The following is a 14,883-nucleotide window of genomic DNA, read 5'->3' as shown; positions in this document are numbered from 1 at the left end:
GAAGATAATCTGCGGGTAGACGAGTCTGGGGAGTGAGGATGCACAACCGAGTCGGGCGCCGACTGCTCGTCGTGAGCGCCGTACTCGCGCTGCTGATCGCCGGCCCCGCCGCGACGGCCACCGCCGACACGATTCAGACCGGCAACAGGGTCTGCAGCATGTACGTCAACTCCGTCGGCTTCGGCGCGTACTGCAGCTCCGGCCTGGCGTACGTCGGTGGGAATCCGCCGCCGACCTGGCGCGAGAAACTCGCCGGCCGGCCGTTCATCCCGTGCCGCGACTTCGACATTCCCGACGGGATCCGCCTGCCGCAGGCGCCGGAGGGCAAGAGCTGGGTCATGCGGATCACGATCACCGGCTACAAGCTGGACAGTTACAACGGTGGCCCGCACGCGCACCTGGAGCGGGCCTACGTCGCGGTCGACGCGGCCGAGCGCGCCCAGTGCCCGTTCCCGGACTACATGAAGGACTTCTGGTGGCCCTTCAAGAGCACGTACCCGGATCCGGCGCTGCAGATCATGCCGACGTACACGCCGCGAGTGAACGTGCCCGCGTACTTCACGCTGACACCCGAGAGCTCGATGGCAGGGAAGACCGACGGGCGGACGGTGGATCCGAAGGACTTGACCAGCGGGTACTTCGACCAGAGGCACAACCTCACCATGCGCGGGATGGTCGTCAAGATGGTGATCGACCCAGGTGACAACAGCGGCACGTTCACGTGCCCGGTGGGCGTGACGCCGTTGGACGACCCGGACGGGTACGACCAGTCGCAGGAGCCGGATCACCAGATCAACCCGTGCAAGCACGTGTACACGCGGTCCAGTGCGAACCAGCCGGACGGCATGTACACGGTGAAGCTGACCATTACCTGGGAGGTCTCGTACTGGGTCGGCCAGCACTCCGGCTGGATCTCGATCGGCAAGGCCGATGTGCATGCGGTGCAGCGGTTGCCTGTGCAGGAAGTTCAGGCTATCGGTGGTTAACGGTGGGGGTATGGAGGCGTGATGGTCAGGACGAATGAACCGGTGCGGGCGGCGCGGTTGCCGCAGCGGGGGTCGGGGAGCCCGGGGGCGGACCGGCTGAAGGGGTTCGTCGCGCTGCTCGCGATCCTGGCGATCGTCGGCGGGGTCCCGTACGTCCTGCTGCGGTTCTTCGGTACGCCGTGGCCGGACAAGATGCCGAGCAGCAGCATGCTGTTCAGCGAGCTGAGCATCGAGACCGTCCTCGGCATCATCGCGTTCTTCATCTGGGTGGCCTGGCTGCACTTCGTCATCTGCCTGATCGCCGAGGCGGTCGCGGAGATCCGCGGCCACGGCCTGTCGCCACGGATCCCCTTCGGGGGCGGCTCGCAGACAGTGGCCCGCCGGCTGATCGGGACCGTCGTACTGATCGCCGCGGGCGCCGGCGTCAGCCTGCCGGTCGCCAGCGCAGTAACGACGAGCGTCGCCACGCCGACCTCGGTCACTGTGACGCAGGGCGGCGAGCAGGGTTCGACGGCGCAGTTCCGCCAGACCGAGGCTCGCAGCACCGTGCTCAGTGGTAACCAGGCCAAGACGACAACGCATACCGGCGTACGGACGAATCACGATCACAACGGTCAGGTCATCAAGTACACCGAGGTCCGCCCGCCACAGGGCCGGAACTACGACTGCCTGTGGGACATCGCCGAGCGCTACCTGGGCGAGGGCCGGCGGTACAAGGAGATCTACGACCTCAACAAGAACAAGCTGCAGCCCGACGGCCGCCGCCTCACCAACCCGGACCTGATCCTGCCGGGCTGGCAGGTCCGCCTGCCCGGTGACGCGAAGGGCCCGGGTGTGCACACGGTCCGCGTGAACATCGAGAACAACAGCAACACCAAGCTCCCTACGGGCTCGAAGGTCACCACGGGCACCAAGACGACGACCGGGTCCAAGACCACGACCGGCAGCAAGGTGACCACCGGCGCGGAGACGAAGACGACGCCGGGCACGGGCAGCCGCTGGTCCGAGCAAGGTGCCGAGTCCGGTTCGACGATCACCATCGGGAACGCGAAGAACGACCCGGGCGCGAAGAACGTCAAGCCGGGGGAGCCCGGCATCACGGTCAGCCCGCACGGTCCTGGTACGTCGCAGTCCGAGCCTGGCGACCCGGCCGCCGGTGGCACTCAGGTGCCCGAGGCAACGCCGGTCGCGACGGACGACGGGTTCAGCCTGACTGATGCCGGCATCTACGGCTTCGGTGCGACGCTGCTCGCGGCCGGCCTGGCGCTGGCGCTGAAGCGGCGCCGCGGCTGGGCGCTGGGTCCGGGCCCGAAGGCGGCCGGCCACCGGCAGACCGAGGTCGGTCTGCGGCTGGCGTCCGACATCCCGACCGCACAGTTCGTCGACAACGCGCTGCGGAAGCTCGGCGCCGACATGACGCAGGCACAGCGTCCGATGCCGAAGGTCGTTGCCGCACTGGTGACGGACCGGGCCCTGACGCTCGTACTCGACCCGTACGAGGCGCCGTCCGCACCGCCCGGCCCGTGGCAGGCGATTGCCGAAGGCACCCGCTGGACGCTGCGTCGCGGCTACGCGCCGACTGGTGACGTGAATGCGCCGGCGCCGTACCCGACCCTGGTCACGATCGGCCAGAATGCGGATGGCGCGACCGTGCTGGTCGACCTCGATACCGCGAACGGCATCGTCAGCTTCGGCGGGGTGACCAACGCGTCCCGGGACGTGGTCGGCTCACTCGCGGTCGAGCTGGCGACGAACCTGTGGTCCGAGGGCGCACACATCAGCATGGTCGGGTTCGGCGACGACCTGTCGTCGCTGGCGCCGAGCCGGCTGAGCTACTGGGTCCGGCTCGACGACGCGATCGCCGAGGTGGCTCGCCGTACCGACGCCCAGGTGCAGGCCTGTGCGCGGCGTGACCTGAACTCGGTCGCCGACGCGCGGATGGCGTTCCCGGACCCGGTGCTGTGGGGTGCGGAGATCATCTTCGTGTCCGCGCCGCCGTCACCGGAGGAGCAGGACCAGCTGAACCGGCTCGCCGCGGACCAGCATCGCAGCATCGCGGTGGTCGTGGTCGGCGACGTGATCAACTCGCCGTGGCGGTTCGTGGTGGACGAGAAGAACCAGGCGGTCTGCCGGCTGCTCGGACTCGAGGTCGATGCCCACAGCATCGATCCGGGGCAGTTCGCCAACCTGGTCGCGCTGTTCGACGCGGCCGAGTCGGACTCGCGGGACAAGCGCCGGGCCGAGCAGGACATGCCGGCGTACGAGTTCTCCGGCACCGATCTCAGCCAGCCGGCACCGGTCGAGGTCGACCTGCTCGGGCCGGTCGAGGTGGATGCCCGCGGCACCATCGACGACGGCCGGATCCAGCTGTCGACCGAGATCATCGCGTTCCTGGCCAGCCAGGACTACGGCGTCCACCCGAACGTGCTGGCCGGTGCGATCTGGCCGCGCGGCATCAGCGACGAACTGCGCGACGCCGCGCTGGATCACACCCGTCGCTGGGTCGGCATGGACGCGATGTACGCCGACGAGTCCGGCCGCTGGATGCTGAACCGCAGCATCGTCCGGGTCGACTGGGACGTGTTCCGCACGCTGGCCAAGCAGGCGACGATGATGGACGACCCGCGCGGGCCGCTGTCGACGGCGCTGAGCCTGGTGCACGGCCCGGCCTGGTCCAACCTGCCGGCCGGTCGCTACTCGTGGCTGGCCGCGTCGGGGATCGAGCGGCGGATGGTGGAGTCCGTGGTCGACGCCGCCCTGCGGCTGGCGGAGTCGGCGCTGAACCACAGCGACGGCAACCTGGCCCGCACCGCCCTCCAGACCGGCCTCAGCTTCTCGCCGGCCTCGGAGGAACTGTGGCGAGCCACGCTCCGCCTGGCCTCGCACTTCGGCACCGCCGCCGACGTCACCAACGTCGCCGGCCAGCTGTACGCCGCCCTCGCCAAGCACGGCGGCCCCCGCGGCCCCGAAGCCGAGACCGATGCCTTGGTCGACGAACTCCTCCCGGGCTACCACCGCCCGGCCGCAGTCGCCTGACAGACAGCAAACCGCCCTGCACCTGGTGCAGGGCGGTTTGTCGTTTCGGGGGATCAGAGCGGGTTGGCTGACCAGGTGTCGCAGGCGGTCATGTCGCCGGAGTCCATGCCGGTCTTGAACCACTTCATCCGCTGCGCGGCGGTGCCGTGGCTGAAGCTCTCCGGGGTGACCTGGCCCTGGGTCTTCTCCTGGATGCGGTCGTCGCCGACGGACGCGGCGGCGTCGAGGCCGCGGGCGATGTCGTCCTCGGTGAGCTCCGTGATGAGCGGCTGGCCGCTCTTGTTGGGGACCGTGGTGGCGTGGTTCGTCCAGATGCCGGCCAGGCAGTCGGCCTGCAGCTCGGATCGGACCGAGTCCGAGGTCGGCCCGTTGCGGCTCTTGATCCGGTCGAGGATGCCGTAGAGGTTCTGGATGTGGTGGCCGTACTCGTGGGCGACGACGTACGCCTCGGCGAACTCGCCGCCGCGCGCGCCCAGGTCCGTCTGCAGGGTCTTGAAGAACCCGATGTCCAGATACACCCGCTTGTCCGGCGGGCAGTAGAACGGTCCGACCGCGCTGGTCGCCGGGCCGCAGCCGGTGCTGACCGAGCCGTCGAACACCCGCATCGGCGCCGGGATGTACTTCTTCCCGCGCCGGGGCAACTCCGCCGCCCAGAAGCTCTGGATGGAGTTCTGGTAGAAGACGAACCGGCAGTCCGAGTTCTGCTGCAGGTCCGAGCCCTTCTTGCAGGAGTCCAGGTTGCCGGCCGCGGTGTTCTGGACCGCCGGCTGATCGCCGCCGTCGCTGCCGGGCAGGCCGCCGCTGAGCAGCAGGATGACGACGAGCAGGATGATGCCGCCGATGCCGCCGCCGACGGGGATCATTCCGCCGGGCAGGCCGCCGCCGCCTCGGCCACTACCGCGGGTGTCCTCGACACCGCTGGTGTCGAGATCCGCGTCCGGGTTGAATTTCACCTGGGGCGCCGCGGGCAATCCCATCGTTCAGGACGGGGAGCGACCGCGACTCCCTCCTTCCGAGATCGGGGACTGTCGGTCCCGGCTGATTGGGTAGGTGGAATGTCTGTGTTCCACCTGTACCCAACTGCCCCACAGCAGGTATGCCCGGCACAGGTGGAACCGCGCGGATGTGAGGACGTCGAAGCACTTAGACTAGACCTCGGTGCGGGGGATTCTGCCGTGTCGTGACGCAGTGCTTTCGACCCGCCACAGACCGACTCCTCGACCCAAGGACGCCTGCCACCGCGATGATCAATGTCTCCAATCTCGAGGTCCGCGTCGGCGCCCGTCAGCTCCTCGCCCCCGCCTCGTTCCGGGTCGGGCCGGGCGACAAGGTGGGGCTCGTCGGCCGCAACGGCGCCGGCAAGACGACGCTGACCAAGATCCTCGCCGGTGAGGGCCTCCCGGCGAGCGGCTCGGTCACGTCGTCCGGTGAGATCGGCTACCTGCCGCAGGACCCGCGCACCGGCGATCTCGAGGTCCTCGCGCGGGATCGGATCCTGTCCGCCCGCGGCCTGGACGACGTCGTACGGCGGCTGCGGAGTGCCGAGAAGTCGATGGCCAGCGCGGACGACAAGACCCGCGCGAAGGGCATGCGGCGGTACGAGCGCGCCGAGGCGGACCTGCACGCCGCCGGTGGGTACGCCGCGGAGGCCGAGGCGGCCCGGATCGCGGCGAACCTCGGCCTGCCCGACCGCGTCCTGGGCCAGCCGCTGGGCACACTCTCCGGTGGTCAGCGCCGGCGCGTCGAGCTGGCCCGGATCCTGTTCGCCCAGGCGGAGACGCTGCTGCTGGACGAGCCGACCAACCACCTGGACGCGGACTCGATCGTCTGGCTGCGCGACTTCCTCAAGTCGTACGCCGGTGGCGTGATCATGATCAGCCACGACGTGAACCTGCTCGAGGAGACCGTCACCCGGGTCTTCCACCTGGACGCGAACCGGGCCGAGATCGACGTCTACAACGTCGGCTGGAAGGCCTACCTGACGCAGCGCGAGACCGACGAGCGGCGCCGCAAGCGCGAGCGGGCGAACGCGGAGAAGAAGGCGACCCAGCTGGTCGACCAGGCGAACAAGATGCGCGCCAAGGCGACCAAGGCGGCCGCGGCCCAGCAGATGCTGCGGCGGGCCGAGCGGTTGATGTCCTCGCTCGAGGACGAGCGCAAGCAGGACCGCGTCGCGAAGATCTCGTTCCCGACGCCGGCGCCGTGCGGCAAGACGCCGCTGATGGCGCGCGAGCTGTCGAAGTCGTACGGCTCGCTGGAGATCTTCACCGACGTGGACCTGGCGATCGACAAGGGGTCGCGGGTCGTCGTGCTCGGGTTGAACGGCGCGGGGAAGACCACGCTGCTGCGGGTGCTGGCCGGGATCGAGAAGTCGGACACCGGCGAGGTGATCGACGGGCACGGGCTCAAGCTCGGGTACTACGCGCAGGAGCACGAGACGCTGGACGTCAACCGGACCGTGCTCGAGAACATGAAGTCCGCCGCCCCGGATCTGAACGAGACGCAGGCCCGGAGCGTGCTCGGCTCGTTCCTGTTCACCGGCGACGACTCGGACAAGCCGGCCTCGGTGCTGTCGGGTGGCGAGAAGACGCGCCTCGCGCTGGCGACCCTGGTCGTCTCGGCGGCGAACGTCCTGCTGCTCGACGAGCCGACCAACAACCTGGACCCGGCGTCGCGGACCGAGGTGCTCAACGCGATTCGCTCGTACGCCGGTGCGATCGTCCTGGTCACCCACGACGAGGGCGCGGTCGAGGCGCTCGAACCGGAGCGGGTGCTGCTCCTGCCGGACGGCGTCGAGGACCTCTGGACGAACGACTACGCCGACCTGGTGTCGCTCGCCTGACCTACTCCGCAGTAATGTTCGGCTCATGACGGATCTGGGACTGCGGTTCACGGTGGACGGGCCGGTCGCGCGGGTTGTGCTGGACCGGCCGGCGGTGCGCAACGCGCAGACGCCGGCGATGTGGCGGGCCTTGGCCGAGTTCGGTACGGCGCTGCCACCCGAAGTCCGCGTGGTCGTCGTGTCGGGGGAGGGGCCGTCGTTCTCGGCCGGTCTCGACCGGCGACTCATCATGGGCGAGAACGAGTTGGGCGAGGAGCCGCTGCTGAGCCTCGGGGCGAAGCCGACCGCCGAGGTGTACGCGCTCATCGCCGGGTTCCAGGCCGGGTTCTCGTGGTTGCGGCGGCCGGAGATCGTGAGTATCGCCGCGGTCCAGGGGCACGCCGTCGGCGCCGGCTTCCAGTTGGCCCTGGCCTGCGATCTTCGGGTCGTCACCCCGGATGCCCGCTTCAGCATGCGTGAGCCGGCCCTCGGCCTGGTCCCCGACCTCGGCGGCACTCAGCCGCTGGTCCAGCTGGTCGGCTACTCCCGGGCTCTCGAGATCTGCGCGACCACGCGCTGGGTCGAGGCGGCCGAGGCGAAGGAGCTCGGTCTCGCGAACATCGTCGTACCGGCCGAGGAGCTGGCCGGGACGGTGAAGGATCTCGCCGACGCTCTGCTCGGCCCGCTCCCCGGAGCGATCCGCGAGACCAAGGCGTTGCTCCTCGGTGCTGCGGATCGCTCGTATCAAGAGCAGCTGAAGGCCGAGCGGGAGGCCCAGGAGCGCCGGTTGAAGGAGCTCCTGGCCGCCCTCGGGTGAGACCTAGTGCCAGTTGCTGATCTGGACGTCGCGCGGAGCGGGGTCGCCCTGACCGGTTTCGACGTACTTCTTCAGGCTCAGCAGGTACGAGCCCCACTTGGTGCTGCAGTGGTACATGAACTCGACCGGCTCCTTCCAGCCCTCGTGCCGGAACAGGACGATCGTGTACTCGTCGGCCGTGCTCAGCTCGAAGCTGACGTGCGTGCCCATCCACTCCTCGGGGCCGTCGACGACCTCCCAGCGGACGAGCTTGCCGGGCTCGACGTCCAGTACCTTCATGTCGAAGCCGCCGCCCGCTACGGGGAACTGGAACCGGATCACGCCGCCGACCGATTCGTCGCCGTGCGTGTCGTCGGTCCACCAGCCCGCGAGTCCGGGGATCGTGGTGAGGGCGGTGGTGACGTCCTCGGGGGACGCCGTGATGCCGATGCGGTGCAGGATGTCTACCATGTCGATTCCTCTTTCTGATATCAGTTGGTGCGGTTGCGCTGGATGGTCTCGGCGATGCGCTTGATCCGCTGCAGCCGGCCGTCCCAGGCCTCGCTCACGGATGCCATTTGCGCGACAGCCCGGGCGAGCTGTGCTTCGTCGACGGTGTAGCGGCGTTCGCGTCCGGACGGGGTGGAGTGCACCAGCCCGACCCGGCCGAGGACGGTGAGGTGCTTGGCGACCGCCTGCCGGGTGACCGGCAGCTGATCGCTGAGGCTGGTCGCGGTCCCGCCGCTGCCGGCCAGCAGCAGGTCGAGCATCCGGCGCCGAGTCGGGTCTCCGATCGCCGACCAGAGCTCGTCGTCGATCACGGCCTCGCCGCCAGCCGATCTACGTACGGCGCGAGGCGGGGGAGGAAGTAGTCCCAGCCGCTGACGTGGTCGTGGTACACCTCGTCCGGCTTGGCGGCCTCGTCGTACCCGGTCTCGGCGAACCGCAGCAGCGTGCCACCGTCGGACGGGATCAGGTCGAACGTCACCAGCAGCGAGTTGGCCGCGGTCGCGACCTCGCCGTCGTAGTCCCAGCGGAACGAGAACCGCCGGGGCGGGTCGGCCTCGACGACGGTGAGCGCGACGACATACGTGTCACCGAACGAGACTGTCCCGGTCGCGCCGGCCACCGGCTCGAGGTCCGCGTCGTCCGGCCACCACTCGCGCAGGTGCTCCGGCGAACTGACCACCTCGTAGACGACCTCCGGCGAAGCCTCCACCCGAATCTCCCGCTCGATACTCCGAGACATCCCGTCCCACCTTTCCTTTCGCAACCTTTGGTTGCCTATGACTCTAGGGCACGGATCCGGGATGCGCAACCATCGGTTGCAGGAAAGATCTGTCCGTGCCGTGCGGGAAGATTGCGGTGACCTGAACTGTTGTGAAGGTCCACGAGGAAGACGTGGGGAGGTGACCGGATGTCAGGCATGATGCGCCCGGGCATGGGTGCGGCCAGTTGGCGCCGCCAGGACGAGTCAGTCGTCGGGAAGAAGCTCGCGAAGGGCACGCTGCGGCGGATCGTCCGGTTCGCCAAGCCCTACCGCTGGTACATCACGCTGTTCCTGCTCCTGGTGATCATCTCCGCCTTCCTGGTGATCGCCTCACCGTTGCTGTTCAAGAAGATCGTCGACGACGGCATCAGCAAGGGGAACGCGCCGCTCGTGACCGCGCTCGCTCTGGTCGTCGCCGTCCTGGCGGTGCTCGAGGCCGGGCTCGGTCTGATGCAGCGCTGGTTCTCGGCGCGGATCGGTGAAGGACTGATCTTCGACCTGCGCACCAAGGTGTTCTCGCACGTCCAGCGGATGCCTGTCGCGTTCTTCACCCGGACCCAGACGGGTGCGCTCGTCTCCCGGTTGAACAACGACGTGATCGGCGCCCAGCAGGCCTTCACCTCCACGCTGTCCGGCGTGGTCTCGAACATCATCAGCCTGATCCTCGTGGTCGGCGCGATGCTGGTGCTGAGCTGGCAGCTGACCGTGGTGGCGATCCTGATGCTGCCGATCTTCCTGATCCCGGCCCGGGTGCTCGGACGCCGGCTGGCCACGATGACCCGCGAGCAGATGAACCTCAACGCGGAGATGTCGACCGCGATGACCGAGCGGTTCAGCGTCGGGGGAGCTCTGCTGGTCACGCTGTTCGGTCACCCGGCGATCGAGAACCGCGACTTCGGCGAACGTGCCGGCCGGGTCCGCGACCTGGGCATTCGGATCGCGATGGTCGGCCGGGTCTTCTTCACGGCGCTGACGCTGGTCGCCGCTCTCGCGACCGCACTGGTGTACGGCGTCGGCGGCAACCTCGCGGTCCGCCAGGCGCTGACCGTGGGGACACTGCTGGCGCTCGTCGCGCTGCTCGGCCGCCTGTACGGACCGTTGACCGCGCTGTCCAACGTGCGCGTCGATGTGATGACCGCGCTGGTCTCGTTCGAGCGCGTCTTCGAGGTGCTCGACCTGGAGCCGATGATCAAGGACAGCCCTGGCGCTCAGGACTTGCAAGCGGGCGCGGCGAGCGTGGAGTTCGAGCACGTCGCGTTCTCGTACCCGACGGCCGACCAGGTGTCGCTGGCGAGCCTCGAGTCGGTCGCGGTCCTCGACAAGCGCGTGTCGGCGCAGGTGCTCGAGGACGTCAGCTTCGCCGTCCGCCCTGGTCAGATGGTTGCCCTGGTCGGCCCGTCCGGCGCCGGCAAGACCACGATCACGAACCTGGTCGCGCGCCTGTACGACGTGACCGGTGGCGCGGTCCGGGTCGGCGGCCACGACGTACGCGATGTCACGCTGCGGTCGTTGCACGATGCCATCGGCTACGTGACGCAGGACGCGCACATGTTCCACGACACGATCCGCGCGAACCTGGCCTATGCGAAGCCGGGCGCGTCGGACGAGGAGATGATCGAGGCGCTCCGGGCGGCGCAGATCTGGGACCTGGTGTCGTCGTTGCCCGATGGTCTGGACACCGTGGTCGGGGATCGCGGGCACCGGCTGTCCGGTGGCGAGCGGCAACGACTAGCGATCGCCCGATTGTTGCTGAAGGCACCGCAGATCGTCGTCCTCGACGAAGCGACCGCGCATCTGGACTCCGAGTCGGAGGTCGCCGTCCAGCGGGCGCTCGACACCGCGCTGGAGGGACGTACGTCGCTGGTGATCGCGCACCGGCTGTCCACCGTGCGGAACGCCGACCTGATCCTGGTTGTTGACCACGGCAACATCGTCGAACGCGGCACCCACGAGCAGCTGCTCGCCGCGGGTGGCGAGTACGCCGACCTGTATCACACGCAGTTCAAGGAAACCGGCACAGCGGCAGGTGTCTGACGGTCAGGTTGTCACCTACGCGGCCCTGCTGGTGCAGTGACTCCTATGACGCCGGCTCCTTCGGCTGCTGGTCGTGCTCCAGCAGATGGAGCACCGGTACGCCGAGGTGGCGGCGGGCCGAGTTCGTCCAGTCGAGGTGGAAGAACTCCGCGACGACGTGCGCGCGGGTCAGGATGATGACCTCCTGCCCCTGCACGTGGTCGACGGTCGCGACCAGGGCGTCGATCGGCCGTTCGTGGGTGATGCCGCCCTCGGCGTGCTGACCGAGATCGCGCAGCCGCTGGACGCTCCGCCCGGTGCACCCCTTCGCCTCGGTGTCGATCGCGTCCTGGGCCTCGGCGAGGTCCTGGCGCTGGGTCGCGAGCCCCGGCCCGTAGAGATCCGCGGTACCGAGGGCGCTGATCGAGGCCTCCACGCCGGCCTCAGCGTTGTGGCACGGCACGAGCACGTGGTACTTGACCGGCTCGGGCATGTCCTGATGCAGGTCGACGACGCGCTTGGCGTCCGGCTCGGACAATTCCTGTTCGACGAGCAGTACGACGTCGTACATCTCGCAACCTCCGGTTCCTACCAGTCGGTATGCCTCCATGATGCCCCTTTTACCCACCAGGAGTCAGCTGGATCGCCCCAGTTGCCGCCGGCCGTAGGTACGAAGCGCACGCAGCAGATCGATCTCCCGAAACGCCGGCCAGTAAACATCGCAGAAGGCGATCTCGGACCGCGCTGTCTGCCAGAGCAGGAAGTCCGACATCCGCAGCTCGCCGCTGGTCCTGATCACCAGCTCCGGATCCGGCAGGTCCGGCAGGTAGAGGTGCCGCCGGATGTCGTCCTCGGTCAGCGCAGCCGCGACCTCCGCCGCCGAGCGGCCCGACGCGGCAGCCTCGTCCAGCAGTTCCCGGATGGCGTCGAGCACCTCACCCCGGCCGCTGTACCCGATGGCGATCGTCAGTTCGCCCGCCCCTGAGCGGTTTCGGGTCACCTCGACCGCTTCCTTCAGCGCGCGAGCCGTTGAATCAGGCAACAAATCCAGCTGCCCGGCGACATGCAGCCGCCAGGTGTGGTCACGTCGTACGTGGTCGGCCAGGACCGTCTCGGCCAGGTGCATCAGGTAGTCGACCTCGGCCGAGTCGCGCCGCCGCATGTTGTCCGCGGACGCGACCCATGCCGTGACACAGCGGATCCCGGCATCCGAGCACCACCGCAGGAACAGCTCCAGGTGCTCGGCGCCGAAGCGGTGGCCGATGCGTACGTCGTCGTACCCGGCGCCCCGTGCCCAGCGGCGGTTGCCGTCCATGGCGATCGCGACGTGCTGCGGCATCGGCAGGGCGGCCAGCTGACGTCGCAGGATCCCGGCGTACAAGCGGCACAGCGCCTTCATCAGCGTTGGGCGCTGGACAGGACGTCGGCGAGGTCGAACTTGACCGGTTCCTCGAGTTGCTCGTAGGTGCAGGACTCCGGGGTGCGGTCCGGGCGCCAGCGGACGAACTGTGCCGTGTGCCGGAACCGGATGCCCTCCATGTGGTCGTAGCGGACCTCGACCACCAGCTCCGGGCGCAGCGGTGTGAACGAGAGGTCCTTGCCCGCCTGCCAGCGGCTGCCTTCGGCGTTGCGCGGCGTCCGCACGCCCTCCTCCTGCTTGGCCCACGCCCACGGATGGTCGTCGAACGTCGTGACGAGCGGCTGCATCTCCTCGAAGAGCTCCTTGCGCCGCTCGAGCGGGAACGCGCCGATCACGCCGACGCTGGCCAGCGTGCCGTCCTCGTTGTAGAGCCCGAGCAACAGAGAGCCGATCCGGTCCGGGCCGCTCTTGTGGATGCGGTACCCGGCCACCACGCAGTCCGCCGTACGCTCCGGCTTCACCTTGAACATGACCCGCTTGTCCGGCTGGTAGAGGCCGTCCAGCGGCTTCGCGATCAGCCCGTCCAGGCCGGCGCCCTCGAACTGCTCGAACCACTGCCCGGCGGTGGCGTGATCGGTCGTCGCGGGCGTCACGTGGATCGGCGCCTTGACGCCGGCGAGCGCGTCGATCAGAGCGGTACGGCGTTCCGCGAACGGGCGCTCCATGTAGTCGTCGTCCCCGAGCGCCAGCAGGTCGAACGCGACGAACCGGGCCGGGGTCTTCTCGGACAGCATGTTCACCCGGCTCGCGGCCGGGTGGATCCGTTGCTGCAGCACCTCGAAGTCGAGCCGGTCTCCGGACTCGCCGATCACGATGATCTCGCCGTCGATCGCGCACCGCTCCGGCAGGTTCGCCTTCACCGCCTCGACCAGCTCCGGGAAGTACCGGGTCATCGGCTTCTCGTTCCGGCTGCCGATCTCGACCTCGTCGCCGTCGCGGAAGATGATCGAGCGGAACCCGTCCCACTTGGGCTCGTAGCTCAGCTCCCCGCGCGGGATCTCCTTCACCGGCTTGGCGAGCATCGGCTTGACCGGTGGCATCACAGGCAGTCGCATCCCGTCATTCTGACCCACGCACCAACTCCGCACCTACGGGACGCGTCCCACAGCTGAGGACGAATTGACCAACTCGGGAGGTTGATCATGAGGATCAAGGGTCTTGGTAAGGGTGGAGTGATGGCGGCGGCGCTGGCCGTCACCACTCCACTCGTGCTCGGTGGCGCGGCGGCTCCAGCGGTCGCGACGAGCGCTCGGACGACGGCGGTGACGTCGTGTCGCGGTTCCGTCGTACGGCTCGACCCGGTGACGTACGCCGACCGCCTGGTACGCGCCTGGGGTCGCGGCGACCGTGCGACGGCGGCCTGTTACGGAACCGCGAGCACCGTGCGAGCGCTGTTCGCGCAGGCGTCGCCGGGCGGCATCCACTGGCGCCGGGTCTCGGCGGAAGGCGCGGCCGGGACGGCCTTGGTGACCTACCACGACGACGCTCGTGGCGGGAATCTGACCGTGGGCGTGCAGGATGCGGCGCCGGAGCTGCGAGGGCCGGGTGGCTGGCACGCGGCGTACACCCTGCGCTTCATCGGTGAGCCGCGCGCCTGGAGCTCGGTGCAGTGGTCCGACAACCTGGTCCGGGCCTGGGGTCGGGGCGACTCGAAGTGGATGTCGTACTACGCAACGCCCGCGGTGAAGAAGGCACTGACGCACATCTCGGCCGTCGGCGGTCCGAACTGGCGCCGGGTCTCCACGCAGGGTGCGGCCGGTACGACGTTCGTGACGTACCGCAACTCCACAACCGGTCACCGGTTGACCATCGGAATCTCGAACGTCAGGCTCTCGCAGGGCGACGCACACGTCGCCTACCTGTGGAGCTATCGCTGACCGCGCGCCCGGCCGCCCCCGGGCCCAGCGTTGGACACTGAACCGGCCTGGACCGACAATTCGAGGTATGACATCGGCGCCGGTGGAGGGGACGCGTCCATCGGACGCCGAGCGGGACCGCGCCCTGGCCGTCCTGCGCGAGGGCGCCGGGTCGGGCCGCCTGTCGCAGGACACCTTCATCCGGCGGATGAACTTCGTGCTCCGCGCGCAGAGCCGCGGCGAGCTCGCCAACGCGATCCGCGACCTGCCCCGAGCCGAACCCCGCCGCCCCGGCTGGATCCGGCAGTTGCGTCGCAGAGTCGACACGATGCTCGCCACGTTTCCGCAGTTCGCCGTCGCGCGACGTACGCCGGACCTCCCGCTGCCCGGACTCGCGCTGCCGGCGCCCGGCTCACCGACCGTCCGGATCGGCCGCGGCCCTGGCGCCACCCTGCGCCTGGCCGACGTCACCGTGTCCCGCTGCCACGCCGAGCTGCGGCACGTTGACGACGGTTGGATGCTGCGCGACCTCGGATCGATGAACGGGACCGAGGTCAACGGCTCGCGCATCACCACGCCGGTCCGGGTCCGTCCCGGCGACCGCATCCGGTTCGGAGCGCTCGCCTACGTGCTCACCTGGACAGATCAGCCGTAGGGCTTGCATCCGGTACCTGGGTACGGGTTT

The 14,883-nt window shown here is 69.0% G+C and carries 14 protein-coding genes; 7 read left to right on the top strand and 7 right to left on the bottom strand.

Annotated features, from left to right (window positions below):
* Positions 1–38: 38 nt before the first annotated feature.
* Positions 39–986, top strand: a complete 948-nt coding sequence (locus OG876_RS36545) for a hypothetical protein (RefSeq protein WP_328521277.1) — start codon at positions 39–41, stop codon at positions 984–986.
* 21 nt (positions 987–1,007) lie between these two features.
* Positions 1,008–4,022, top strand: coding sequence for a hypothetical protein (locus tag OG876_RS36540; RefSeq protein ID WP_328521276.1), 3,015 nt, complete (start codon positions 1,008–1,010; stop codon positions 4,020–4,022).
* Between the two features lie 53 nt (positions 4,023–4,075).
* Here OG876_RS36540 and ypfJ read toward each other — a convergent pair whose 3' ends face one another.
* Positions 4,076–4,975, bottom strand: a complete 900-nt coding sequence (gene ypfJ, locus OG876_RS36535) for a KPN_02809 family neutral zinc metallopeptidase (protein ID WP_328521275.1) — start codon at positions 4,973–4,975, stop codon at positions 4,076–4,078.
* A 290-nt stretch (positions 4,976–5,265) separates the two neighbouring features.
* Here ypfJ and abc-f point away from each other — a divergent pair, with 290 nt between their 5' ends.
* Together abc-f and OG876_RS36525 are read left to right on the top strand one after the other, a co-directional pair.
* Positions 5,266–6,864 carry a ribosomal protection-like ABC-F family protein gene (gene abc-f / locus OG876_RS36530; protein ID WP_328521274.1) on the top strand — a complete coding sequence of 533 codons (1,599 nt, stop codon included), beginning with the start codon at positions 5,266–5,268 and terminating at the stop codon, positions 6,862–6,864.
* Between the two features lie 25 nt (positions 6,865–6,889).
* Positions 6,890–7,660, top strand: a complete 771-nt coding sequence (locus OG876_RS36525; protein ID WP_328521273.1) for an enoyl-CoA hydratase/isomerase family protein — start codon at positions 6,890–6,892, stop codon at positions 7,658–7,660.
* A gap of 3 nt (positions 7,661–7,663) precedes the next feature.
* Here the strand turns inward: OG876_RS36525 and OG876_RS36520 are convergent, their stop codons facing one another.
* The 3 genes from OG876_RS36520 to OG876_RS36510 are packed head-to-tail and all read right to left on the bottom strand — an operon-like array spanning position 7,664 to position 8,888.
* Positions 7,664–8,110, bottom strand: a complete 447-nt coding sequence (locus OG876_RS36520; RefSeq protein ID WP_328521272.1) for an SRPBCC family protein — start codon at positions 8,108–8,110, stop codon at positions 7,664–7,666.
* 20 nt (positions 8,111–8,130) lie between these two features.
* Positions 8,131–8,460: an ArsR/SmtB family transcription factor gene (locus tag OG876_RS36515; protein ID WP_328521271.1), complete on the bottom strand. Its 330-nt coding sequence runs from the start codon at positions 8,458–8,460 to the stop codon at positions 8,131–8,133.
* Positions 8,457–8,888, bottom strand: coding sequence for an SRPBCC domain-containing protein (locus tag OG876_RS36510; protein WP_328521270.1), 432 nt, complete (start codon positions 8,886–8,888; stop codon positions 8,457–8,459). Before OG876_RS36510 ends, OG876_RS36515 begins: the two co-directional genes overlap by 4 nt.
* Positions 8,889–9,056: 168 nt before the next feature.
* Here OG876_RS36510 and OG876_RS36505 point away from each other — a divergent pair, with 168 nt between their 5' ends.
* A complete protein-coding gene (locus OG876_RS36505) occupies positions 9,057–10,943 on the top strand; it encodes an ABC transporter ATP-binding protein (RefSeq protein ID WP_328521269.1) in 1,887 nt (628 codons plus the stop codon).
* A gap of 43 nt (positions 10,944–10,986) precedes the next feature.
* Here OG876_RS36505 and OG876_RS36500 read toward each other — a convergent pair whose 3' ends face one another.
* From OG876_RS36500 to OG876_RS36490, 3 genes are all read right to left on the bottom strand, one after another.
* Positions 10,987–11,493, bottom strand: a complete 507-nt coding sequence (locus OG876_RS36500; protein WP_328521268.1) for a hypothetical protein — start codon at positions 11,491–11,493, stop codon at positions 10,987–10,989.
* 63 nt (positions 11,494–11,556) lie between these two features.
* A complete protein-coding gene (gene uppS, locus OG876_RS36495; protein WP_328521267.1) occupies positions 11,557–12,321 on the bottom strand; it encodes a polyprenyl diphosphate synthase in 765 nt (254 codons plus the stop codon).
* Positions 12,321–13,397, bottom strand: a complete 1,077-nt coding sequence (locus OG876_RS36490; protein WP_328521266.1) for an ATP-dependent DNA ligase — start codon at positions 13,395–13,397, stop codon at positions 12,321–12,323. The genes uppS and OG876_RS36490 overlap by 1 nt, the downstream gene beginning before the upstream one ends.
* 87 nt (positions 13,398–13,484) lie before the next feature.
* Between OG876_RS36490 and OG876_RS36485 the strand changes: the two genes are divergently transcribed.
* Together OG876_RS36485 and OG876_RS36480 are read left to right on the top strand one after the other, a co-directional pair.
* Positions 13,485–14,219 carry a hypothetical protein gene (locus tag OG876_RS36485; protein ID WP_328521265.1) on the top strand — a complete coding sequence of 245 codons (735 nt, stop codon included), beginning with the start codon at positions 13,485–13,487 and terminating at the stop codon, positions 14,217–14,219.
* Between the two features lie 67 nt (positions 14,220–14,286).
* Complete coding sequence (locus OG876_RS36480; RefSeq protein WP_328521264.1) at positions 14,287–14,853, top strand: DUF1707 and FHA domain-containing protein; 567 nt, start codon at positions 14,287–14,289, stop codon at positions 14,851–14,853.
* Positions 14,854–14,883 lie beyond the last annotated feature (30 nt).

The organism is Kribbella sp. NBC_00359, from assembly GCF_036097425.1.
Lineage (GTDB): Bacteria > Actinomycetota > Actinomycetes > Propionibacteriales > Kribbellaceae > Kribbella.
This window is presented reverse-complemented; position numbering and strand designations above follow the sequence as displayed.

What these genes read in the sequence shown, in the direction of transcription:
- OG876_RS36545 (WP_328521277.1), top strand. Translation starts at nt 39, where the DNA reads ATGCACAACCGAGTCGGGCGCCGACTGCTCGTCGTGAGCGCCGTACTC.
- OG876_RS36540 (WP_328521276.1), top strand. Translation starts at nt 1,008, where the DNA reads ATGGTCAGGACGAATGAACCGGTGCGGGCGGCGCGGTTGCCGCAGCGG.
- abc-f (WP_328521274.1), top strand. Translation starts at nt 5,266, where the DNA reads ATGATCAATGTCTCCAATCTCGAGGTCCGCGTCGGCGCCCGTCAGCTC.
- OG876_RS36525 (WP_328521273.1), top strand. Translation starts at nt 6,890, where the DNA reads ATGACGGATCTGGGACTGCGGTTCACGGTGGACGGGCCGGTCGCGCGG.
- OG876_RS36520 (WP_328521272.1), bottom strand. Translation starts at nt 8,110, where the DNA reads ATGGTAGACATCCTGCACCGCATCGGCATCACGGCGTCCCCCGAGGAC.
- OG876_RS36510 (WP_328521270.1), bottom strand. Translation starts at nt 8,888, where the DNA reads ATGTCTCGGAGTATCGAGCGGGAGATTCGGGTGGAGGCTTCGCCGGAG.
- OG876_RS36505 (WP_328521269.1), top strand. Translation starts at nt 9,057, where the DNA reads ATGTCAGGCATGATGCGCCCGGGCATGGGTGCGGCCAGTTGGCGCCGC.
- OG876_RS36500 (WP_328521268.1), bottom strand. Translation starts at nt 11,493, where the DNA reads ATGTACGACGTCGTACTGCTCGTCGAACAGGAATTGTCCGAGCCGGAC.
- uppS (WP_328521267.1), bottom strand. Translation starts at nt 12,321, where the DNA reads ATGAAGGCGCTGTGCCGCTTGTACGCCGGGATCCTGCGACGTCAGCTG.
- OG876_RS36490 (WP_328521266.1), bottom strand. Translation starts at nt 13,397, where the DNA reads ATGCGACTGCCTGTGATGCCACCGGTCAAGCCGATGCTCGCCAAGCCG.
- OG876_RS36485 (WP_328521265.1), top strand. Translation starts at nt 13,485, where the DNA reads ATGAGGATCAAGGGTCTTGGTAAGGGTGGAGTGATGGCGGCGGCGCTG.
- OG876_RS36480 (WP_328521264.1), top strand. Translation starts at nt 14,287, where the DNA reads ATGACATCGGCGCCGGTGGAGGGGACGCGTCCATCGGACGCCGAGCGG.